The 21140-nt window shown below is 68.9% G+C and carries 21 protein-coding genes; 14 read left to right on the forward strand and 7 right to left on the reverse strand.

From position 1 onward, the window contains the following. Nucleotides 1-51 precede the first annotated feature (51 nt). Nucleotides 52-408: a hypothetical protein gene (locus tag ACGFW5_RS30395; protein ID WP_393837526.1), complete on the reverse strand. Its 357-nt coding sequence runs from the start codon at nucleotides 406-408 to the stop codon at nucleotides 52-54. Between the two features lie 319 nt (nucleotides 409-727). Here ACGFW5_RS30395 and ACGFW5_RS30400 point away from each other — a divergent pair, with 319 nt between their 5' ends. Then, nucleotides 728-1918, forward strand: a complete 1191-nt coding sequence (locus ACGFW5_RS30400; RefSeq protein WP_393837527.1) for a serine hydrolase domain-containing protein — start codon at nucleotides 728-730, stop codon at nucleotides 1916-1918. Between the two features lie 38 nt (nucleotides 1919-1956). Here ACGFW5_RS30400 and ACGFW5_RS30405 read toward each other — a convergent pair whose 3' ends face one another. Both ACGFW5_RS30405 and ACGFW5_RS30410 read right to left on the reverse strand, forming a co-directional pair. Continuing rightward, nucleotides 1957-3126, reverse strand: a complete 1170-nt coding sequence (locus ACGFW5_RS30405) for a hypothetical protein (RefSeq protein WP_393837528.1) — start codon at nucleotides 3124-3126, stop codon at nucleotides 1957-1959. A 480-nt stretch (nucleotides 3127-3606) separates the two neighbouring features. Beyond that, nucleotides 3607-4179, reverse strand: coding sequence for a TetR family transcriptional regulator (locus ACGFW5_RS30410; protein ID WP_393837529.1), 573 nt, complete (start codon nucleotides 4177-4179; stop codon nucleotides 3607-3609). A 449-nt stretch (nucleotides 4180-4628) separates the two neighbouring features. Here ACGFW5_RS30410 and ACGFW5_RS30415 point away from each other — a divergent pair, with 449 nt between their 5' ends. From ACGFW5_RS30415 to ACGFW5_RS30435, 5 genes are all read left to right on the forward strand, one after another. Beyond that, on the forward strand, nucleotides 4629-5837 hold the full coding sequence (locus tag ACGFW5_RS30415; RefSeq protein ID WP_393837556.1) for an MFS transporter: 1209 nt from the start codon (nucleotides 4629-4631) through the stop codon (nucleotides 5835-5837). Between the two features lie 319 nt (nucleotides 5838-6156). Further along, a complete protein-coding gene (locus tag ACGFW5_RS30420) occupies nucleotides 6157-6546 on the forward strand; it encodes a nuclear transport factor 2 family protein (RefSeq protein WP_393837530.1) in 390 nt (129 codons plus the stop codon). 449 nt (nucleotides 6547-6995) lie between these two features. Beyond that, nucleotides 6996-7298 carry a hypothetical protein gene (locus tag ACGFW5_RS30425; protein ID WP_393837531.1) on the forward strand — a complete coding sequence of 101 codons (303 nt, stop codon included), beginning with the start codon at nucleotides 6996-6998 and terminating at the stop codon, nucleotides 7296-7298. 153 nt (nucleotides 7299-7451) lie between these two features. Further along, on the forward strand, nucleotides 7452-14513 hold the full coding sequence (locus ACGFW5_RS30430; protein ID WP_393837532.1) for an RHS repeat-associated core domain-containing protein: 7062 nt from the start codon (nucleotides 7452-7454) through the stop codon (nucleotides 14511-14513). Nucleotides 14514-14522: 9 nt separating this feature from the next. Continuing rightward, entirely contained in the window at nucleotides 14523-14801 is a 279-nt protein-coding gene (locus tag ACGFW5_RS30435) for a DUF6959 family protein (RefSeq protein WP_374106608.1), read from the forward strand. 342 nt (nucleotides 14802-15143) lie between these two features. Here the strand turns inward: ACGFW5_RS30435 and ACGFW5_RS30440 are convergent, their stop codons facing one another. Next, on the reverse strand, nucleotides 15144-15269 hold the full coding sequence (locus ACGFW5_RS30440; protein WP_393837559.1) for a hypothetical protein: 126 nt from the start codon (nucleotides 15267-15269) through the stop codon (nucleotides 15144-15146). Here ACGFW5_RS30440 and ACGFW5_RS30445 point away from each other — a divergent pair. The 3 genes from ACGFW5_RS30445 to ACGFW5_RS30455 are packed head-to-tail and all read left to right on the forward strand — an operon-like array spanning nucleotide 15241 to nucleotide 16176. After that, nucleotides 15241-15477, forward strand: a complete 237-nt coding sequence (locus tag ACGFW5_RS30445) for an HNH endonuclease (RefSeq protein WP_393837533.1) — start codon at nucleotides 15241-15243, stop codon at nucleotides 15475-15477. The two genes, ACGFW5_RS30440 and ACGFW5_RS30445, sit on opposite strands and share 29 nt — an antisense overlap. A gap of 59 nt (nucleotides 15478-15536) precedes the next feature. Further along, complete coding sequence (locus ACGFW5_RS30450; RefSeq protein WP_393837534.1) at nucleotides 15537-15857, forward strand: hypothetical protein; 321 nt, start codon at nucleotides 15537-15539, stop codon at nucleotides 15855-15857. Then, nucleotides 15829-16176, forward strand: a complete 348-nt coding sequence (locus ACGFW5_RS30455; RefSeq protein ID WP_393837535.1) for a hypothetical protein — start codon at nucleotides 15829-15831, stop codon at nucleotides 16174-16176. Before ACGFW5_RS30450 ends, ACGFW5_RS30455 begins: the two co-directional genes overlap by 29 nt. Before the next feature lie 462 nt (nucleotides 16177-16638). Here the strand turns inward: ACGFW5_RS30455 and ACGFW5_RS30460 are convergent, their stop codons facing one another. Both ACGFW5_RS30460 and ACGFW5_RS30465 read right to left on the reverse strand, forming a co-directional pair. Further along, nucleotides 16639-16884 carry a hypothetical protein gene (locus ACGFW5_RS30460; RefSeq protein WP_393837536.1) on the reverse strand — a complete coding sequence of 82 codons (246 nt, stop codon included), beginning with the start codon at nucleotides 16882-16884 and terminating at the stop codon, nucleotides 16639-16641. Beyond that, nucleotides 16872-17123: a hypothetical protein gene (locus ACGFW5_RS30465; protein ID WP_393837557.1), complete on the reverse strand. Its 252-nt coding sequence runs from the start codon at nucleotides 17121-17123 to the stop codon at nucleotides 16872-16874. The genes ACGFW5_RS30460 and ACGFW5_RS30465 overlap by 13 nt, the downstream gene beginning before the upstream one ends. 273 nt (nucleotides 17124-17396) lie before the next feature. Between ACGFW5_RS30465 and ACGFW5_RS30470 the strand changes: the two genes are divergently transcribed. The 5 genes from ACGFW5_RS30470 to ACGFW5_RS30490 all read left to right on the forward strand — a co-directional run bounded on the left by ACGFW5_RS30470 (nucleotide 17397) and on the right by ACGFW5_RS30490 (nucleotide 20377). After that, the gene (locus ACGFW5_RS30470) at nucleotides 17397-18116 is read left to right on the forward strand and encodes an XRE family transcriptional regulator (RefSeq protein WP_393837558.1); all 720 of its coding nucleotides are present in this window, start codon (nucleotides 17397-17399) and stop codon (nucleotides 18114-18116) included. Between the two features lie 2 nt (nucleotides 18117-18118). Beyond that, nucleotides 18119-18589, forward strand: a complete 471-nt coding sequence (locus ACGFW5_RS30475; protein WP_393837537.1) for an NUDIX domain-containing protein — start codon at nucleotides 18119-18121, stop codon at nucleotides 18587-18589. 440 nt (nucleotides 18590-19029) lie between these two features. Further along, nucleotides 19030-19326: an immunity 53 family protein gene (locus tag ACGFW5_RS30480; RefSeq protein ID WP_393837538.1), complete on the forward strand. Its 297-nt coding sequence runs from the start codon at nucleotides 19030-19032 to the stop codon at nucleotides 19324-19326. Nucleotides 19327-19678: 352 nt separating this feature from the next. After that, the gene (locus tag ACGFW5_RS30485) at nucleotides 19679-19819 is read left to right on the forward strand and encodes a hypothetical protein (protein ID WP_393837539.1); all 141 of its coding nucleotides are present in this window, start codon (nucleotides 19679-19681) and stop codon (nucleotides 19817-19819) included. Nucleotides 19820-20116: 297 nt separating this feature from the next. After that, entirely contained in the window at nucleotides 20117-20377 is a 261-nt protein-coding gene (locus tag ACGFW5_RS30490; protein WP_393837540.1) for a hypothetical protein, read from the forward strand. A 220-nt stretch (nucleotides 20378-20597) separates the two neighbouring features. Here ACGFW5_RS30490 and ACGFW5_RS30495 read toward each other — a convergent pair whose 3' ends face one another. Beyond that, nucleotides 20598-21083 (reverse strand): GNAT family N-acetyltransferase, encoded by a 486-nt coding sequence (locus ACGFW5_RS30495; protein WP_393837541.1) that lies wholly within the window; start codon nucleotides 21081-21083, stop codon nucleotides 20598-20600. Nucleotides 21084-21140: the final 57 nt, after the last annotated feature.

A 21140-nucleotide genomic window follows, 5' to 3' on the forward strand; every position in this document is an offset into this window, starting at 1 on the left:
CAGCCGCTTTGTCAGGTCGGGCGCCCAAGCCGGGCAACCCAAGGCGGGCGCCTAGAAGGGATCGGGCAGGGCGAGCACGAGGGCGAACGAGAGACAGACGCTCAAGATGAACCTCCGTGTCTTGAAGGGACGCTGGTGTCCTCTGGCATCCACGAGCTGGCCGAGCCAAGCAGCCAGGAGGACGCCGAACGCCCCCAGTGCGGCATGCCCAAGGTTCTTCTCTTTCAGCGCCGATGAAAGGAAGAACATGCCCACCGTTTGAAGGACCACCGTAAGCACGAAGAGGACGAGGGCGGCGACAGCGTTCCCATGCGCTTCCTCCTCCTCCGGCGTGACGATTCTGACCCGCACATATCGAGGCACCGCTCTCCAATCACCCGCGGACACACCGGTGTTGACGGTGACCAACGTTATCGGGGATTCCTGCTTGAGATCTTGTTCCCGCGTGCCCCCGGCTCACTTGCGCCGGGCGCCGCCCACTTCGGACGCGCCAACCGGTGCGTGAACACCTGCGAGATCGAAAAGAGGGATGGCCAGGGCGCCGCGCGACCGCAGGCCGATCCCGCTCGTGAACACCCGGCCAGTACGGAGACGCTTTCCTGGGGCCAGGATCAACCGCCTTCCCGGACGGGCCGGTCCGGGAAGGAAGGGAACTGTGGAAAACCCGACCTCAGACCTCTGGTTAGCCGGATGGATGGCCTGCTGACCCATTTCTAGGGTGGGGCGCATGTCGACAACCCGCCGCAGGACCGTCTTCCGGACAGTGGCCTTCGTCGCTGTCTCGTCCCTTGTCGCACTCGGCCCGGCGGGCGCCGCAGCCGCGGCCACCGGGCGCCCTTCGCAATTACAGAGGGACACCGATGCGCTGCACGAGGATGGCGTCACGGGAGTGTCGGTCACCCTGGAAACGCCCCGCGGCGTGCGGACGGCCCGCAGTGGGGTGGGCGACCTCGGCACCGGGCAGCCGGTGCCTCGGAACGAGTACGTGAGGATCGGCAGCACCACGAAGACGTTCGTGGCGACCGTTCTTCTCCAACTCGTCGGCGAAGGACGGCTGTCGCTGGACGACACGGTGGACACCTGGCTGCCGGCCGTGGTCGAAGGCCATGGCAACGACGGACGCGGGATCACCCTGCGCCAGCTGCTTCAGCACACCAGCGGACTGCCCGACTACACCAGTGACGTCGTGCCTGACCTCAGCGCCGCCGGATACCGCACGAATCGCTGGACCACCTACACCTCCGAGCAACGCGTCGCCTTCGCGATGCGGCACTCGCCGTCCTTCGAACCCGGTACCGCCTGGAAGTATTCCAACACCAATTACGTCCTCGCGGGCATGGTGATCAAGGCGGTCACGGGCCACTCCTGGGAGCAGGAGGTCCAGGCCAGGATCGTGCGGCCGCTCCATCTCACGCACACGCTCACCCCCGGCACGTGGCCCTTCCTGCCCGCCCCGCACGCCCGCAATTACCAGCAGTTCGAGCCGGGCGGGGCCATCACCGACACCACGACCGCCTACCTGCCCTTCGACGGTGACGCCGACGGGGCGATGATCAGTACGGCGGACGACACCAACAGGTTCTTCACGGCGCTGGCAGGAGGCGAGCTTCTGGCTCCTGCCCAACTCGGCGCAATGCAGCACACGGTTGAAGTGCCCGCTGACCACGGCGCCCCGCCGGGCACCCGCTACGGTCTCGGCCTCGACTGGACTCCGCTGTCCTGCGGTGGTGGCTACTGGGGACACAGCGGCGACGGATTCGGCTACATGGCCTGGCCTGCCACCGACGGGCGAAACGCCATCACCGTGTCACTGCACAGCCGGCCCGGCGACGACATCACCGCCACGCGGCAGATCCGGGAGGTCACCGGCCTTGTCGACCACGCCCTGTGCTCCGCACGCGACGAGGCGCCCCAGTGAATAACGGTGTGGGTGCGCCCCGGCGCCGTATCCGGCCCTCACGGAGAGTGGGTCCACACCATGGTGAGGTAGCCGCTGTAGAGGGCGGAGGCGATGGCGGCCCCCGTCAGCACGGCGTAGACGGTGGTGGTGCGTGCGCGGGCGAGGGCTGTGGCCAGCGGGAAGAGGAGGGGGAAGGCGGGCAGCAGGAAGCGGGCTTTCGCGTGGAAGTAGCCGGCGCCGCCGAGGGTGATGAGGACCAGCGCGGCAGCGTAGATCCAGATGGCGAGGGGCGGGCGGCGCAGCGCCAGGCTGCCGAGCAGGATGACCGCGGTGACGACGGTGGCGGCCACCACGACGTCGTCGAGGGAGAGTTGGGGCTGGGTGAACAGGTCGCGCAGGCGCTGGACGGTGAACGAGCCGCCGTCGAGAGTGGACCCCCACAGGCGCTGCTCGACGAAGTAGCCGTCCCAGCGGTGCATGCGGTGCCCGACCCAGAGGACGAAAGCGACCCAGCCGAGGGGGGCCAGGGCCACGGCACCGTACAGGCGTGCCGTGGAGCGCCGTTGCGCGCGTCCGTCCCGGAGGGGTAGCGGCTCGGCCGTACGCCTGCCCGTCGCGGACAGCAGGTGCCAGGCCGCGCCAACGGTGACGGCGGCGATGACGGCGAGGCCGGAGGGCCGAGTGGCACCGGCGAGCAGAGCGAGGGCGCCGGCGGTGAGCCAGGCCCGGGTGAGTACCGCGTACAGGGCCCAGGCGGCCAGGGCGGTGAAAACCGGCTCGGTATAGGCCATGGACTGCACGAGGGCGTGCGGCACGACCGCGTACAGGGCGACGGTGAACAGAGCGACCCGTGCGCCATGCAGCTTCTCGGCGACGGCGAAGATCCCCCACGCCGCGAGGAGTGAGGCGGCCAGTGCTATGCCCCAGGCGGCCCAGCCGGCCGGGAGGTGGGTGACGGCGCAGACGGCCCGTATCAGAGCGGGGTACAGCGGGAAGAAGGCGAGCTTGCAGGTGGGGCCGCCTTCCTGGCAGGCGGGAACCATGGCGCCGCTGTAGCCGTGCTCCGCGATGTTCAGGTAGTAGACCGAGTCCCACCGCGTCGCCAGGATCTCGTGCAGGCCGAGTCCCTTGCGATGTCCCCATGTTCGCACCATGGCGATGCCGACCAGGCGCAGCCCGCAGTGCAGGAGCAGTGCTTTCTGTGCCCGCCGCCATGACCCGGCCATGGCGCGTCGAGCCGCCTGCGCGCGCCCGGCAACAGGCGCCGGGCGTCTGCCTCTTCGGCTGCGAGGCACGTCGGTGTGTATCTGAGTCCCTGTCACATTTCCGTCCAAAAGATCAATCAAGATGCTCTCCGGGCATGCCCGTCCATCGCGCCCCCCCGGGGGCACGCCCCACGCCGCAGTGCCGAAGAGCAGGTAAAGGCAGCCGTACGGGCACGGCGAAGTCCGCACTGCTTGGATTCGATGCGGCTTCAGCGGCGCGTTCGTATGAGCTCTGCGACGCTCCCGCGCTTGCGCGGTGGCCTGACGATCATCGGTCACGCCGCGGCTTGGCGCCAGAGGCACCTGGGGAGCCAGGGGAATCCGCGGCGCCGGGAGGGTGCCGGAGCTCGGTCGGCGGCGAGGGCCCGTCCGACGCGGCACTGACCAAGCCCAAAGCCCAAAGCCCAAAGCTCCCGCGACGGATGGCTCGTGGTGGACGCGTTACCGCTCCCGCGGCCCCTCCTCGTCGGGCAGGGCCCGGACGGCGTGCGCGATGGCGGGGCGGAGCTGGTCGAGGGTGTGGCCGTCGCCCAGGATCATGCGCCTCAGCTGGGGCATGGCCAGGCTCCAGCTGACCAGGCCGAGCGCGAAGAACAGCCGGGTCCTGGGGTCCCCTTCGTCGTCCTCGGTCCGCACGGCCCGCAGCTTGTCCTGGTAGTGGCGGGTGCGGGCTTCCTCGCCGGGGACCGCGTCGCCGCCGAGTTCGAGGGCTTCCCACATGAGCAGGCGCAGGGCCTCCGGGTGGGCGCGGTGGTAGTCGAAAAGGCGCTCCGCGTAGGCGGGCAGGTCGTCGTCGCCGGGCGGCACGGCCTCGGCGAGGTCGGCCATGAGGCGTTCGAGTACGGCGGCGAAGAGCTTGTTCTTGTCACCGAAGTAGTCATAAATCGCCCGCTTGTTGGCCTTGGCCTGGGCGGCGATGCGGTCCACGCGGGCGCCCGCGACGCCGTGGGCGGCGAACTCCGATGCCGCTGCCGTGAGGATGCGTCCCTTGGTCGCCGCGGAGTCGTAGGCCATGCGCCGATGGTAGCGAAGCGAAGCGGTGCGGGGTAACGAACCAGTTCGTTTGACCAACGGGTGGCGGGCTGCAATTCTGGCTCCAGCTTTCGAACCATCCAGTTCGTTCGGTTGGAGTCGCCGTGTCCTCGATGTCCTCCACGCCTTCGTCCACGTCTTCGTCCGTGCCTTCGTGCTCGTCTTCGTCCGTGCCTTCGTGTACGCCTTCGTCCCTGCCCTCCTCCGCCACGCCCCCGGCCGATTCGCCCGCGTCGACCAAGTCGCCCAGGTCCGCCACTTCGCCCGCGCGGATCGGGGCGTCCGGGTCCGCCGATTCGCCCGCGCGGACGAGGTGGTCCGGGTCCGCCGATTCGCCCGTGCCGACGAGGCCGCCCGGGTCCGCCACTTCGTCCGCGCCGACCACGCAGGAACCCCCGGGCCTGAGGCGGCGGCGGCGACTGCCGCTCGTCATGGCGCTGGCGTGCGGCGTCAGCGTGGCCAATGTCTACTTCCCGCAGGCGCTGACCCCACTGATCGCCGACGGGCTCGGCATCACGCCCTCGGCGGCGGCGGGCGTGGCCACGGTGACCCAACTCGGTTACGCCGCCGGGATCTTCCTGCTGGTCCCGCTCGGCGACCGGCTCCCGCGCCGCCCGCTGATCACCGTCCTGCTGGTCGTGACCGCCTGCGCCCTGCTGGCCGCAGGACTTGCTCCGGCCGCCGGTTGCCTGCTCGCCGCCGACGCCGTGATCGGCATCGCGACGGTGGTCCCCCAGCTGCTGCTGCCCATGGCGGCGGGTCTGGTGGCCCCGGACCGGCGCGGCTCGGTGATCGGCACGTTGCAGGGCGGTCTGATCGGCGGAATCCTGCTGGCCCGTACGTTCGGCGGCGTCCTGGGCGAACACCTCGGCTGGCGCTCCCCATACCTGGTCGCCGCCGCGCTCACGGCCGTGCTGGCCCTCGTCCTCGGCGTGACGCTGCCTGCCGGTGCACCGGCCGTACGCGACCGCTACCCGGCTCTTCTCCTCGGCACCGTACGGATGGTGCGTACCGAGGCCGGTCTGCGTCGCTCCGCGTTCTGCCAGGCCGCGCTCTTCGGGGCGTTCAGCGCAGCCTGGACCGCGCTCGCCCTGCTGATCACCGGCCCCCGCTACCGCATGGACGCCCAGACCGTCGGCGTACTGGCGCTGATCGGCGCGGTCAGCATGTTCTGCGCGCCGGCCGCGGGCCGCTGGGTGGACCGGCGCGGCGCGGACCGGGTGAACGCGTGGTGCGTCACGGCCACCCTCGCCGCCGCCGGGGTCCTCGCCGCGGGAGCCGTGGGCGGCGCGGTGGGCCTGGCGGCCCTCACGCTGGGGCTCCTGCTGCTCGACGTGGCGGTGCAGTGCAGCCAGGTCGCCAACCAGGCCCGCATCTTCGCCCTGCGCCCCGAGGCGCGCAGCCGTCTCAACACGGCGTACATGACCTGCTCGTTTCTCGGCGGCAGCGCCGGATCGTGGCTCTCCGTGCGCGCCTATGCCCTGGCGGGGTGGCCCGGCGTGTGTGTGCTGATCGCGCTCGCGGCCGCGCTTGCCCCCGGCGCCCTCCTCGGCCTTTTCGCCGGCCGTCGACGCGGCCCGCGCCCCGAGGACCCGTCCTCCCCGCCGACAGTCGCGCCGCGCACGGGCTCGCCGCGGTGAACGGCCGCCGGACCACCGCGCGGGCACCGCCGCTGTCGCCGCGCCCGCGATCCCGTACGAAAGCAGCCGCGATACCGGACGAATCCAGCCCGCGACCAGCGCGCAACGACCTCGCGGTCAGCTCCCCAACAGCCCCCGGCCAGCGCGCAACGACCTCGCGACGACCTCCCGACGACCTCCCGGTCAGCGTGCAACAACGGCCCGACCAGCGCGCAACGCGCTCCGACCAGCTCCCGGCCAGCGCGCGCCCCCCGGATGGCCTCCCCGACCACCACGTCCCCGACGACCTCCCGACCAACACCGACTCGAAGGACCTCTCATGACATTCCCGGCCATGCCCCCGGCGATCCTTCAGTTCTTCCACGCCTCGCAGGACGCGGATGCCGACACCTGGGCGGAGTCGTTCGCGCAGGACGGCGTCTTCCACGACCCCATCGGCACCGCGCCGATCGTCGGACGCGCCGCGATCCGCGATTTCATCGCGTCCGTCCTGCCCAACTTCCGGCCCTTCCTCGGGCTGACTCCGATCGACGCCCACACGATCGGCAACCACGTCGCCGTCTCCTGGCGCGGCGCCGCCGTCACCCTGGACGGCAGGCCCGTCAACTGGTCGGGCATCAACATCTACGAGTTGGACGAGTCCGGCCTCATCCGCCAGGCCAGGGCGTACTTCAACCACGCCGTCTTCCAGGCCCAGCTCACTGGCTGAACGGGGTGCACCCGCGCGGTGCGAGCCGAGGGCGCGACCCCCTCGGCCGCACCCCCTCCCCTCACGGGTCCATACCGATCCCGGTCAATGCGGGGTAAAGAAACCAGCGCGTCGGCGGCACTGGTGAGCGTCCTCTCCGGCGGCAGGCACGTGACCCGTAATGGCCAAAAGCTCTTCCCGGAACCATCTTGTTTCCGGGGAGGTCCGCCGCGGGACCGCGAACCATGGCGGCTGGATTTGGTCCCTGGGGGCCAGCGATGGTGGCCCGGGTCGCGCCGCAAGCCCCGCAGTCACCTGTTGACCTGCTGCGTTGACGGTGCGTTTGATGCGCGCACTTGTGTTTTTTCTATGTGGTTCCTGTGGGGGGAGCGTCAGTGCGGGGTGGTGACGGCCGTCGTGCCGTGAGACAGGGGCGGCGCCGGGGGACGGCGCGGCGGGCCGGAGTGGCGGTGGTGTCGGGGCTTCTGCTCGTCACCGCGCACCCGTTGGTGGCCGCGGCGGATTCCACGGTCCCGAGCGATGCGGCGACGTCGAAGAGGGCGGGTCCCGCGCAGACTCGGCGGCAGACGCAGCCACGCAAAGCCACCAAAGAACTCAGGTTCGGGCGCAACCCGGCCTCCGTCGCCAACGCCGACTGGTTCTCCGGCCAGATCGACGACGTATGGGCCTACCAGGGCGTTCTGAGTTCCGCCGGGATCGCACAGCTGGCCCGGGGCGATGAGCTCGACAGTGCCGACGGGCCCGCCAACTAGGCGGGCCACCGCCGCGGATACGGGCCCGTCGCACCTCCCGGGCAGGCCCGTATCCCGGCCCCTCCTTGCCTCCTCTTCCTACCTGCCTGGCTCACCGCCGGCACGATCAGCCGCCACGGACCTCGTCCCGGCGCGGCAGGGGAATTGCCTACGATGCGCATCACACAGGCCCGCCGAGCGGGCGTCCGTACCCCAGCGAGAATCGCTGTCGTCCTCTCGGCCGTGCTGACGGCGGGACTGCTGCAAGCCCTGCCCGGCCCCGAGGCCGTGGCCGAAACGAACCTTCCCGTCGCGACGTGGAAGGAGAAGTCGGTCAAGGGCGTCAACACCAAGGTCGCGCCACGGCCCGTGGACAGGACCGTCTCCCAACCCCGCGCGCCGAAGGCGAAATGGCCCGCGCCATCCATGGCCGGTCTCGTCCTGCCCGCAAGTGGCGGCTCGGCGTTCGACGGCACGAAGCCGACCGATGCCCGCGGCAGGGCCGAAGCCGGGGCACTGCCCGTGTCCCTGGCCGCGGTGCCGCACGGCCCGCTCGCCCCGCACAAGCAGGCCGCGGCCTCCCCGGCCGTACGGGACACGGACGTCACGGTGAGGGTGCTGGACCACGAGGCCGCCGACAAGGCCGGGGTGGACGGCGTGCTGCTGACGGTCGCCTCGGGCGTCGGGGCGGCCGACACGGTGCGGGCCAGTGTCGACTACGGCGCGTTCGCGGACGCGGCGGGCGCCGGGTACGGGGAGCGGCTGCGCCTGGTGCAGCTGCCCGCCTGCGTGCTGACCACCCCCAGCAGGCCGGAATGCCGCACCTCCACGCCACTGGCGGGCGCCAACGACGCGGAGAAGCACACGGTGACCGCCGACGCGGTCGCCATCCCGGCCGCCGCGGCCGCGCCGAAGTCCGCGGCCCGCTCCTTCGGCGCCAAGCCGGCGTCGGCGGGCGGGATGACCGTGCTGGCCGCCACCGCGGGCGCCGCGGGCCCGGCGGGCGACTTCAAGGCGTCCCCGCTGTCGGCGGCATCGACCTGGAGCACGGCGCTCTCCAGCGGCTCGTTCACCTGGTCCTACAGCATGGCCGTGCCGCCGGTGCCGAACGGGCTCGCCCCGACCGTCGGCCTGTCCTACAACTCGGGTGCGATCGACGGGCGTACCGGCAACACCAACAACCAGGCGTCCTGGGCGGGCGACGGGTTCGACATCGCTCCCGGCTTCATCGAGCGTTCCTACACGTCGTGCGGCGACGAGGGAGTGAAGACCGACGGGGTCGAGACCGGTGATCAGTGCTGGGCGTACGACAACGCCACCATCAGCTTCGCCGGACACTCCGGTGAACTGATCCCGGTCAGCACCGACGAGTGGCGGATCAAGGGCGACGACAACACCCGGGTCTACCGCTGGCACCGGAGCGATCACGGCAACGGCGACAACGACGGTGAGTACTTCCGCGCCACCACCCCCGACGGAACCAACTACTACTTCGGCTACAACCGGCCCGACAACTGGAGTGCGGGCAAGCCCGAGACCAAGTCGGTGGAGACCGTGCCGGTCTACGGCAACAACAGCGGCGAGCCGTGCCACAAGGACGCGTTCGCGGACTCCTGGTGCCAGCAGGGACGACGCTGGAACCTGGACGTGGTCGTCGACGCCAAGGGCAACGACATCACCTACTGGTACAAGCAGGAGACCAACTCCTACGGCCGCAACCTCAAGGACACCGACGGCACCCCCTACGTCCGCGCGTCCGTCCTGGACCACATCGAGTACGGCCAGCAGCTGAAGGACGTGTACTCCGACACGGTCAAGCCGATGGCCAGGGTGGAGTTCGCCACCGCCGAGCGCTGCCTTGAGACGGACACCTCGCTGTGCGACCCGGCGAAGATCGACACCAATCGGCAGTACTGGTACGACACGCCGTGGGACCGGAACTGCGACGCCGGCAGCACATGCGACAAGGGGCGGCTGTCCCCGACGTTCTGGGGACGCACCCGGCTGGCCAACGTCACCACCAAGACGCTCCAGGCCGACGGCAGTTACAAGCCCATCGACTCCTGGGACCTGCACCACAAGTGGGGCACAGCCGACTTCGACTACCAGCTCCTGCTGGACTCCATCAAGCACACCGGTCTCGCCGGAGCCACCCCCGTCCACCTGCCGCCGACGACCCTGTCCTACAGCGCACAGGCCGGGCGCCTGGACAAGAGCGACGACGGGCGGCCGGGCTTCTACAAGCAGCGGCTGCGGACCGTGCTCGACGAGTCGGGCGGCCAGCTGGACGTGAACTACTCGAAGCCGGCGTGCTCCTGGGACGACCTGCCGAGCCCCCAGTCCAACACCTCGCGCTGCTTCCCTCAGATGTACCAGGCCGGATTCACCGACCCGGTCGTCACCGAGTGGTTCAACAAGTACGTCGTGGACTCCGTCATCTCCACCGACCGGACCGGCGGCGCCGTCAGCACCCAGACGAACTACGCCTACCTGGACGGCGGCGCGTGGGCGTTCGACGACACCGAGGGCATCACCAAGGCGAAGCTCAAGACCTGGTCGCAGTGGCGTGGTTACGCCAAGGTCCGCACGCAGGCCGGCAGCAGCCAGTCCATGTCCAGCCAGAGCGACCACTACTTCCTGCGCGGCATGGACGGCGACCGCACCGATCCCGGTGACAAGAACAAGACCCGCAGCGTCACCGTCCCCGACGGCGAGGGCACCACGCTCACCGACGACAGGGCCTGGGCCGGGTTCGAGTACCGCAGCGAGACCTTCGACAAGCCGGGCGGGAAGATCCTGGCCAAGACGGTGAGCACCCCGTGGAAGAAGGAGACCGCCAAGCGGGTCCGCGACTGGGGCACCACCACCGCCGACCTCACCGGCGTCAGCAGCAGCCGCACCTTCACCCACCTGGACGCCGACGACACCTGGCGTGAGACCCGCGTCAACACGGCCTTCGACGACCTCGGCCGGTCCACGACGGTCGAGAACCTGGGCGACACCCAGGTGGCGGGCGACGACCAGTGCACCCGGAACACCTACGCGGACGGCGACCGGATCCTGTCCGCCGTGATCCACACCGAAACGGTCGCGGCGACCTGCGCGGCCGACCCGGACCGGGACACCCGCGCCGACGGCACCTCCGTGATCCTCGCGGACACCCGTACCCGCTACGACGGCCAGGCCTACGGAGCCGCCCCCACCAGCGGGCTCGCCACCATGGCCGAAATCCTCAAGTCCCGTACCGGCAACGAGGCCACCTACCTCGACAGCACCACCGGCTACGACGGCTACGGACGTCCCCTGACCACCACCGCGCAGGCCTCCACCAGCGTCTTCGACACCGCCGACGCCTCCAAGGCGCCCAGCACCACTCCGGCGGCCGTCCCCCGCACCACGACGACCGTCTACACCCCGGCCACCGGACGGCCCACCAAGGTCGCGGTGACCGGCCCGCCCGCCACCGCCGGGAACGCGGCCACGGCCCAGACCACCACGTCCTACCTGGACCTGATGCGCGGCCTTCCCTTCATCACCACCGACGCCAACAACCTGCGCACCGACATCGAATACGACGCGCTCGGGCGCCCGTCGAAGATGTGGATGCCCAACCGCTCCAAGCTCAACAACCAGTCGCCGAACATGCAGCTGCGCTACACCGACGCCGCGGACACCATCCAATCGGTGGCCACGCAGACGCTGAACAACGACGGCTCGTCCGACACCAGTTACACCCTGTTCGACGGGAACGGCCGCGTCCGCCAGACCCAGTCCCCGGGACCCGACGGCGGACGCCTGCTCACCGACACGTTCTACGACGAGCGCGGCCAGGTCAGCCTCGCCTACGCCCCGTACCACAACACCGCGGCGCCCAGCGGCACGCTGTTCACGGTGGTGGACGCCGACGGCATCGAGACCCAGACCGCCACCGAGTACGACGGGCTGGGGCGGCCCACCAAGTCGTCCCTGCTCTCGGGCAACGGCACCGGTACCCCGCTGGCCACCACCACCACGGCCTACGTCGGCGACCGCGTCACCGTCACCCCGCCCAAGGGCGCCACCGCCACGACCACCATCAGCGACGCGCAGGGCCGTCCGACAGAGCTGCGCCAGTACCGGGCCGCCACCGCGTCCGGCCCCGCGGGCCCGTACGACAGCACCCGCTACCGCTACGACACGGCCGGGCACATGACCGGCCTGACCGGACCGCAGGGCGCCGAGTGGTCCTGGACCTTCGACCAACTGGGCCGCCAGACCAGGGCGGTGGACCCGGACAGCGGAACCACGGCCAAGACGTACAACGACCGCGGTGAACTCACCACGACGACCGACGGCCGCGGCACGACCGTCGCCAGCGTCTACGACAACCTCTCCCGCCTCCTGGAGACCAGGCAGGGCTCGGCCACCGGGCCGCTGCTCACCTCGCAGACCTGGGACAAGGTCAAGGGCCAACTGGCCACGTCCACCCGGCATGTGAACATCGGCGGCACGGACTACCCGTACAAGACCACCGTCAACAGTTACGACCCGCTCTACCGGCCCCTCAAGACCACCCTCACGGTGCCCTCCGTGCCGGGCCAGGAGGCGCTGGCCGGGGACTACGCGAGCGGCAACTCCTACAACCTGGACGGCACCGTACAAGCGACGTCCTACCCGGCCGCGGGCAGCCTGCCCGCCGAGGTGGTCGCCTTCACGTACAACAACCTCCACCAGACCACCGGCGCGGGCAGCAACCTCTCCGCCTACCTGGCCGGCCAGACGTACACCCTCACCGGCAAGCCCTACCGCTCGACCCTGAACGCCGGCGGCACCACCACCACGATCACCAACGGCTACGAACAGGGCACCCAGCGCCTCTCGGTCAGCCGCACCGACACCGAGAACGCCGCCGTACCGGCCCGCGCCAACGCCTACACGTACGACGAGGCCGGCAATGTCACCGAGCTGAGCGACGTCTCGCGCACCGGAACCGACCGGCAGTGCTTCGCGTACGACTATCTCGCCCGCCTCACCGAGGCGTTCACCCCCACCGACCCGTCCTGCCCCGCGGCGCCGGACGGCAGCAAGCTCGGCGGCCCGGCCCCCTACTGGTCCAGCTACACCTTCAACACCGACGGCACCCGCAGGTCGGAAACCCAGCACGACACGACGGGTGACGCGTCGAAGGACCAGACCCGCACCTACACCTACCCGGCCGCGGGCGCGGCCCACCCGCACGCGCTGCTGTCCGCCACCACCACGGGCGGTGGCACCCCCGTCACCGACACCTACGCCTACGACCAGTCCGGCAACACCACCCGCCGTACGACCAGCCCGGGCCCCGGCCTCTCCAGCGACCAGACGCTGACCTGGGACATGGAGGGCCACCTGGGCAACGTCACGGACACCGTCCGGACCACGACCAGCACCTCGACGGTGACGACGAACAGGACCAGCGACTACGTCTACGACACCGCCGGCAACCGCCTCACCGGCCACACCCTGGACACCGCGCACCCCGCCGACGAGGACACCACCCTGTACCTCGGCGCGACCGAGCTGAAACTCGTCAAGGGCGCGGCCAAGCCGACGGCCACCCGGTACTACCCCCTCGGCGCCGCGACCGCCGTCCGGACCGACGACAGGAAGGTCACCTTCCAGGTCACCGATCCGCACGGCACCGCCGACACCGCCATCAGCGCGGCCGACGGCACCGTCACCCAGCGCCGCACCACCCCCTTCGGCCAGGACCGCGGCACACCCCCGCCGGGCTGGGCCGGCACCAAGGGCTTCGTGGGCGGCACCAAGGACACGACAACGGGCCTGACACACCTGGGCGCCCGCGAATACGACCCCGGGACCGGGCGATTCATCAGCGTGGACCCGGTGCTGGACGGCACCAACCCGCAGTCCCTGAACGGCTACGCCTACGCCAACAACAGCCCGGTGACGTCGAGCGACCCGAGCGGGCTGCGACCCGACGACGGGACGGGGCACTCCGTACAGACGGACCCGGATGGCAACACGGTCGGCCCGAACCACATGGCGCCGGTCGATACCACGCCGTCGCCTGCTGAAGAGCGGGCCATGAATGACCCTGTTATCGCCGCCAACGCAGCCGTGGAAGCCATCGCGGTGAAGTATCTCGGCACCGGGCCCAAGTACGGTGCTTGGCGCGCCGTTTACAACAAGTGGATGAACGACGCCGACACGGGCAACCGGCGGATGGGCATGCCGTACTTCGAGCCATCCCAGGTCGCCATGGCGTCCATTGCCTCCTGCAACGGGAGCTTCGAGTGCTCTGACGAGATGCGCTGGGACATCTTCTGGCTGGCTCTCACGATCGACGGAGCCACACTCGGCGGCGGCGGAGGGCGCGAGGCCTCCATGGGCGGCGTTTCCGCCGGATCGTTGCGCGCATCCACCGCAGCCGGCGGTGGCAGGGCAGGGGCCAAGGCTGCGGCTCTTGAAATGGAGGCCGGAAGGAAGGCTGCGGCGAACGGCAAGTGCAGCTTTACCCCCGACACCCCCGTCCTCATGAGCGACGGCAAAACCAAGGCGATCGCGAAGATCGGCGTCGGCGACGAGGTGGAGGCGGCGGACCCGGAAACCGGCGAACATCAGGGGGCGCGTCGTGTCGACGTGACGCTCATCAACCACGACACGGATCTCGTAGACCTCACGGTCGAGGGCGCGGACGGCGCCGCCGCAGTCCTCCACGCGACATCGAAACACCCCTTCTGGGACGCCACCGACCACAAGTGGACCCCCGCCGGCAAACTGCATCCCGGCCACGCGCTGACGAACGACAAGAACAAGGACATCAAGCTCCTGTCCGTCACCTCCGTGACGGGCGCGGCCGACATGTACAACCTGACGGTTGACGAACTGCATACGTACTATGTACTCGCCGGGGACACGCCCGTCCTTGTACATAACAGCGGTCAGCCTGGCCCGGAGGTCGGCCCGGGTGCGAGTCTGGACCACCTGACGCTATCGGACATCCGTAGGATCCAGAACGCGGCGAATAGGATCGGCCAACCGATCTCCGTCGTGGGTAGTCGGGCGGCCGGAACCCCTGGACCCACGTCTGACTGGGACTATGTCATTACTGGGATCAACAGTCGCGTCAAACATTCGGTCTCGAGGTCACTGCCGAAGGCTGACATCACCGTGGGCCTCGGACGTCAGCAGGATATCTTCACTGGCCCGCTGGTTGACACGGAGCCTTACATTACGTTCCATCCGACTTGTTAAGGGTGAGTTATGGCGGATCAGACTGCGCAGCTGTTGGGAAGCGCTGGAAACCTCGCTCTCGTGCAGCTGCCAGACAGGAAGTACCCGGCGTTGTCGATCCAGGGCGATTCTCTGAAGTGCCTGCAGGAGACAGTGGAAGAGCTCTCCAGGGCCATCGAGAGTGGGGATGCGGAGGAGGTCTCCTATCCCATGCGTGAGCTGGTGGAGCAAGTCGCTTTGATGGTCGCGTCGTACGAGGAGATGTCAGCTCGAGCGGAGCGAGGGCTTCCGTACTTCAAGGCAACCTAGCTTTCATTGACGGCGAGATCCTGGCTGGCCGGGGTCTCGCCGTCTCTATTCGCGAGCGGGTATGGAAAGCCCCGCCGGGTGGTGGTCATCCGGCGGGGCCTCATGGCTACTACACCTCGTTCATCGGAAATTCCTCGAGGTGGGCCGCCCGCGTGAGTAGCGAGTCACCTTCCTCCATACCGGATGGCCTGGGGAGGCAAACGCTTCCGGCAATACCCGGCGGTCCTGATGGAGCCTGCCTTGCAAGGCTGAGAGTAATGAGGCCGGGTTTAAATTCGGGGGCCCGCCGGGCTTGTTCCCGGCGGGCCCCTGGGTGTCTGACGGCAGTAGTTGACGGCAACGTCAGCGGACGGGTGCTGCACAAACTGGCGGTTCGTCGCCGTCGTCCCGCTCGGTGGCGGGGTCGATGGCGTCGCGGAGGGCCTGGCTGAGGAGGTCGATGGCGTCTCGTTGGAGGCGCGCCAGCATCCGCCGCACCCTCCAGCGCACCAACTCCAGCGGCCTGACCGCCCTGCCCACCAAGACCCAGCCTCAGCAGAGTGTAAAGGGTGTAACACCCCCTCTGGATGAAGGCCATGTCGACCACGTGGTCCGGAGAGAGGATGGAGGGTCCGGAACTCCGGAAAATGGGCAACTGCTTTGCAGGGAATGTAACGTAGTGCACAAGCATCAATAGGTATGCGTCCGGCGCGGTACTGATGTCGCGCCGGACGCATGTCTCGATTGGAGTTAGTGGTGCCCGACTTGATTCGCAACGTCTCATTCCCGTTTGAATCCGACCGATTTCCTCCGGAACTCGGCGCAGTGGTTCAACGTTCGATAGTGAAAGGGGAAAAGCCAGCCCGTGTAGTGATCCACGATGACGAGAATGACTGGCTCGTCTCGGATGGTATCGGCGACCCAAATGGCGATTCGGTTCTGTTTCATATCGCACACCTTGCTGACCGAGACCCAGCGATTGCGGAACTCGCTTCCCTTCCGATTGGGTATGTTGCATTCAGGTCTTCCGTGCGTGAATCATGGCAAATTGATCGATTTGAGTATGGTGAAGAATGAATGGCGATCGGGGACGATAACGAACTGCGTGCTGCGGGAAGAAACCGCCGACGAGGCGCGCGCAGCCGCCACGGAGTTCGCCGACCTCAGCGACGAGGAGCTGCTGACGCGGGAAGCGGAGCTGGACCAGCGATGGGACGCGCTGCTGCAGCAGGATCAGAGACTCCTCGGCGAGCGCAGGGGGGTCAAGCGAGAGAAGAGCCGGAGCGGCTGTTCCTGCCACCTCCGAGCGAGAGGCTCGACACCGCGCTGGCCGAATCGAAGAAGGGTAGGTAAGAGCGGCCCCGACCATTCGCCGGGCGGCTCGACCAGCGGGTGAGCTATCCAGAGTTTCTTTACTTGTTCAGGGGCGTCCCGCTGACGCGGGGTCGGATTGTCAATCGGAAGCCCCGCTTTTCGGTCGCTCAGCAGCAGACCGGCTGAGTTCCCGAGACGCCGTCCGGAGGGCACGTACCGTCCATCGTCGACACCCCGGCGGAGCTGTCGTCCGGAACGCGGCCGTTGTGCCTGGCTGGGACCGTGACGAGGGAGATAACTGGGCTGATGTCGGTGCGGGGTTGAGCGCGACACACGTGACGGGTGATCGGTCGGCGCGGCCGCCGTCGTGGCTGGCTTTCTGTGGCAGAGGCCAGAACCCCCATAGCCAAGAGCACGGCACGCACGGAGGGCCCGCCCCTGCCAGGGCTGACGAGGAGGGGGAGCCTCGATCGGCCGTGCCCGGCAGGTACGGGAGTGGGGTAGGTCAGCGGGGCGCGGCTTCTGGGCGGACGAGCGGGGCGGGTCACGTCTGGCGCCAGGTCCGCCAGGGGCGGGTGATGATCTCCCGGTAGGTGTGGTGGGACGGGTTCTGGCCGCAGTGCCGCAGCACCCATTCCTGTGGTTCGGCGAAGTCCTCGCTTGACGGTGAGGTCTTTTCGTCCACGGCGCATTGCATGGCGTACTGGACCGGCTCCGCGTCCGGCTCGCGGTCGGGCTGGAGCGCCCAATTCTCGTAGCGCAGGACCGAGCGCGGGGTCACCGTCCCCACCTCCGGTTGGCCACGGCCACCTTGGCGCTCAGCTCCTCCGCTGAGGTCGGCGTACGTACGTCCTCGGGAGGCACGTCCCACTCCCGGCCACCGTGCGGCGGTCGAAGCCGCACGTATGTCCCCACATGCCCCATCACCACGCCCACCTTGCCGCTCCGCCGGTCGACCACCAGGGCGCCGGCATCGGGCGAGACGGTGTGCCCGTCGGCATCGGAAGTTGGGGCCGTCATCCCGACCACCCCGGCGAGGCGGCGCGCGACCGGGCGGCCAGTCGCAGGGCGGGAACACATGGGGTGGCACTCCTTCGCACGGTGACGCTCCTCGGCGGCGTTGATGCGTGCCCCTGGGCCTGTTGGTGCCGCAGGGTCGGCACCGATCCTCACGCCGGTCACCGGGACGAAGGAACCTCCGCCAAAGCCCACTTCGGGACGTCCCACACCGTGTAGAACGTCCCTGGTGCCGTCCTGAGACGAAGGGGGAGACTCGTGCCGAACGAGAGACTACGAGCCGTCATGGCGGCGGGAGGCTGGACGTACGCCGCACTCGCTCAGCAGGTCGAGGTCGACCCCAAGTCGGTCGAGCGCTGGGTGAACCTCGGGCGCATCCCACGTCGTGCCACCGCCCTGCAGGCGGCCAAGGCCCTGGGAGAAGACGTGCACGCACTCTGGCCGGCGCTCCGCCAAGCCCGCCCCGTCCGCGCCATCAGCCCTGAGTTGGTCGCGCTTTACGGACAGCGGGCGGACATCCCCGTTTCGGCGTTCACCGACCTGATGGCCCAGGCCCGCGAACGGATCGACATCCTCGTCTACGCCGCCGTCTTCCTCCACGAGGCGTACCCGCGGCTGAACGAACTCCTCACCGAACGCGCCGCCGAAGGCTGCACCGTCCGCGTCGCGATCGGAGACGCCGACAGCGACAACGTCCAAGCCCGTGGCCAGGAAGAGCGGTTCGGCCACGGCATCGAATCCCGCTGCCGCCTCGCCCTCATGCACTACAGGCCGCTCGCCGGCACCCCCGGCATCGAAGTCCGCACCCACGGCACCACGCTCTACAACTCCCTCTACCGCGCCGACGACCAGCAACTCGTCAACGCCCACGTCTGGGGCGTCAACGCGTACGCCGCCCCCGTGTGGCATCTTCGCCGGCACGAGACAGGCGGCATGTTCGACACCTACGCCGAGAGCTTCGACGCCGTGTGGGCGACGGCAACCCCCGTACGAGAGGAAGCCTGACCGTGGCCCGCACCGAGTACTACGACGACCCCAGCGCACCCAAGCCGAACAGCATGGTCGTCGCCGCCTCCGCCGTCGTCACCGACGACCACGGGCGCATCCTCCTCCAGCGCCGCCGCGACAACGACCTGTGGGCCCTGCCCGGCGGCGGCATGGACCTCACCGACTCCCTGCCAGGCACCGCCGTCCGGGAAGTAAAGGAAGAGACCGGCCTGGACGTCGAGGTCACCGGCCTGGTCGGCACCTACACCGACCCGAGACACGTCATCGCCTACACCGACGGTGAGGTCCGACGACAGTTCAACGTCTGCTTCACCGCGCGCATCACCGGCGGCCGGCTGGAGATTTCCGACGAGTCCACCGAGCTCCGGTTCGTGCCGCCGGAAGAGATCGAGCAGCTGCCGATGCACCACACCCAACGGCTCAGGCTCCGGCACTTCCTGGAACAGCGCGAAAAGCCCTACCTGGGCTGAACCGTCTGACAGCAGTAGCGACGGCAACAACCCCGCACAACCACGAACGCCCACGCACTTCACCGGACCAGCAAACTGCGCTTGCCTGCGAGAAAGCAGGTCGAAGGCTTCGCGCAGCACACGTACTATGTGCTGGCGGGGGCTACGCCGGTCCTGGTCCACAATTCTCGCGGAAATCTGTGTCCACATCCAGACGCGGAAGGGCCCCATACGACGTTTCGTCGCGACGGAACGACTGGGGAGATCGATCACTATGAATCCTATGATCGGCCGTCAGACCCCCGGGACCCGGGGCCGTTTATTCCGACGAAACGAGTCGACGTGAAGGGTAAGCCGCACTACGACAAGCAGACTAAGACGAGAATTCCGACGCCGCACGTAAACCTTCCGGATGGATCAGCGATTCCTGCGGAACTCTGGGAGATCCCTAGAAGGAACCCATGATCTCGAACTTGAAGGCTCTTCAGGAGTGGTATGCGGCCTCCTGTGACGGAGACTGGGAGCACTCATACGGAATTCGAATAGAAACTACCGACAACCCCGGCTGGGTCCTCTCGGTCGACCTGACCCGAACCGCTCTTTACGGTCGCATGTGCGAAAGGGAAGATCAATCCACTGACGGGTCTTGGGTGTCAGTAAAGAGCGACGGAATCGAGTTTGTTGCAGCTTGTGATCCAGGCTCATTGGAAAGGGCGATCGGCTATTTCATCGAATTCACTGCTGCCGGACTCGAGTGATGGCTGACCGCTCGGTCGCAGGGGATGGAAACTCGGCTGGCAGATGGGACTTGCAGGGCCTTTGGCGGCAGTCGGTGACGGCACCGTCGAGGGGCAGGTGTGGCAAGGCTCCGTACCTGCCCCGCTGTCTGAGCCGTCGACCAGTGGAGCTGCTTGTCGCCTGACCGTGTGAGCGGAGCTGTCCAGAGTTTCTTTACTTTGATCAAGGCGGCCCGCTGGCGCGGCCCGCGCGCGCTCCGGCCCGGTGGGGCCGCCGCCCGGTCACCGGAGGCGTACCAGGAACCCCCAGGGGCCGCCAAGGCCGTGCGGACGCGTCACGAAGGGAGCCTTGGCGGCCTCCGGGGAAGAGCGGATGGCCGCCGAGACGATGCGGGAGATCCTCAAGAAGCGCAAGCGCACCCTCACCGCCGACATGCGCGAGATGGCGGACCATCTGGAACGTCGCCGGCTAACTGCCACGCAGCGCAACACATTTCGCATCTTGTGTCACTAACTGCGGTGGTGCATACGTAGGGTGACGGTCAGTCAGTATGTGCGGTCTTCGTGTCTCTATCAGCCACCGAGGCCCGGGGATACACCGTGAACCACTCCGGGAGTGACGCGGAGCGCATGCGCCGCAGGGATCTCTGCGGCCCTGACCGACGCGCTGCGGGTCGCCGATTCGCGCCGGCAGCGTTTACCGGATCTGGCGGAGAGGGGGAAGCGATGGACGGCGACGCCTGATCCCACGCACAGTGACGCACCGGTCCGCAGCGCCGCCCGTGGGAGCTACCGATTCCGCGAGTACCACGTGATCACCGTCCCCGACCCGCTGGCACTGCCGGCCTTCGCGGCGGTCTGCGTCACGGGCGAGGAAAGCAACTGCGGTGCCACGTCCGGCACCCTGCACACTCCCGACGAGCTGACGCACTGGATTGCCGGACACTGCGCCCGGGCCGGCCACCAGCGCTACGAGCAGACCGTCCGCGCCATGCTCCGTGCCGAGCCCGGCGCGTGGCAGCAAAGTCCCCCTGCGCCACCACCGCACCTCCCGCGTTCCTGGCGGCAGTAGCGACGGCACCCCCCGGGTTCCCGCGCGCAACCACGGACACCAGCGGAACCCGAAACCACCGCTGATCTGCGAATGCGCCGGCCCGGCGGAGCGGGATGTTCAAGTGCCGGAGCGGGCGGTCCGGGTCGGCGCGCGGGCGGCCGAGCGGATCGGCGTGGGTGGCCGAAGGGGCGCCGGGACGGCCCGGGGCGGGCCCGCGAGGGCGGAGGGCGGCGGTGGGTCAGGGATTGGTCAGGGGCTTGGCGAAGCAGCGGCTGGATTCGTAGGTGCGGTAGTGGCCGAACTTTTCGCACGGCTCGTAGCCCGTCGACACGTACAGGGCTATCGCCTCCGGCTGCTTGTCGCCGGTTTCCAGGACCATGCGGGTGCGGCCCGCCGCGCGGGCGTCGGCTTCCAGGGTGGCCAGGATGCGGCGGGCCAGGCCCAGGCCCCGGGCCTCGGGTATGACGTACATCCGCTTCAGCTCCGCGTCGCCGTCGCGGTAGTTCTCCTCGTTCGCCTCCTGGCCGCGCCAGCCGCCGGTCGCCACCGGGCGGTCCTCGGCGTCGTACGCGATCAGGTACAGGCCGCGCGGGGGCAGGAACATCGCGGGTTCCAGGAACGTGAGGTCGCCGCCGTCCCCGTACCGCTCGACGTATTCGAGCTGCACCTGGTCGTTGAGCTTCACGGCGTCGGGGTGGTCGTACGAGAGCTGGCGGATAAGCATGCGATGCATCGTACTTCTATGCGGGGGCTGGGTGGCCCTCGGTCTGTAGGGTGCCGG

This window comes from Streptomyces sp. NPDC048416 (assembly GCF_043200435.1).
Classification (GTDB): Bacteria; Actinomycetota; Actinomycetes; order Streptomycetales; family Streptomycetaceae; genus Streptomyces.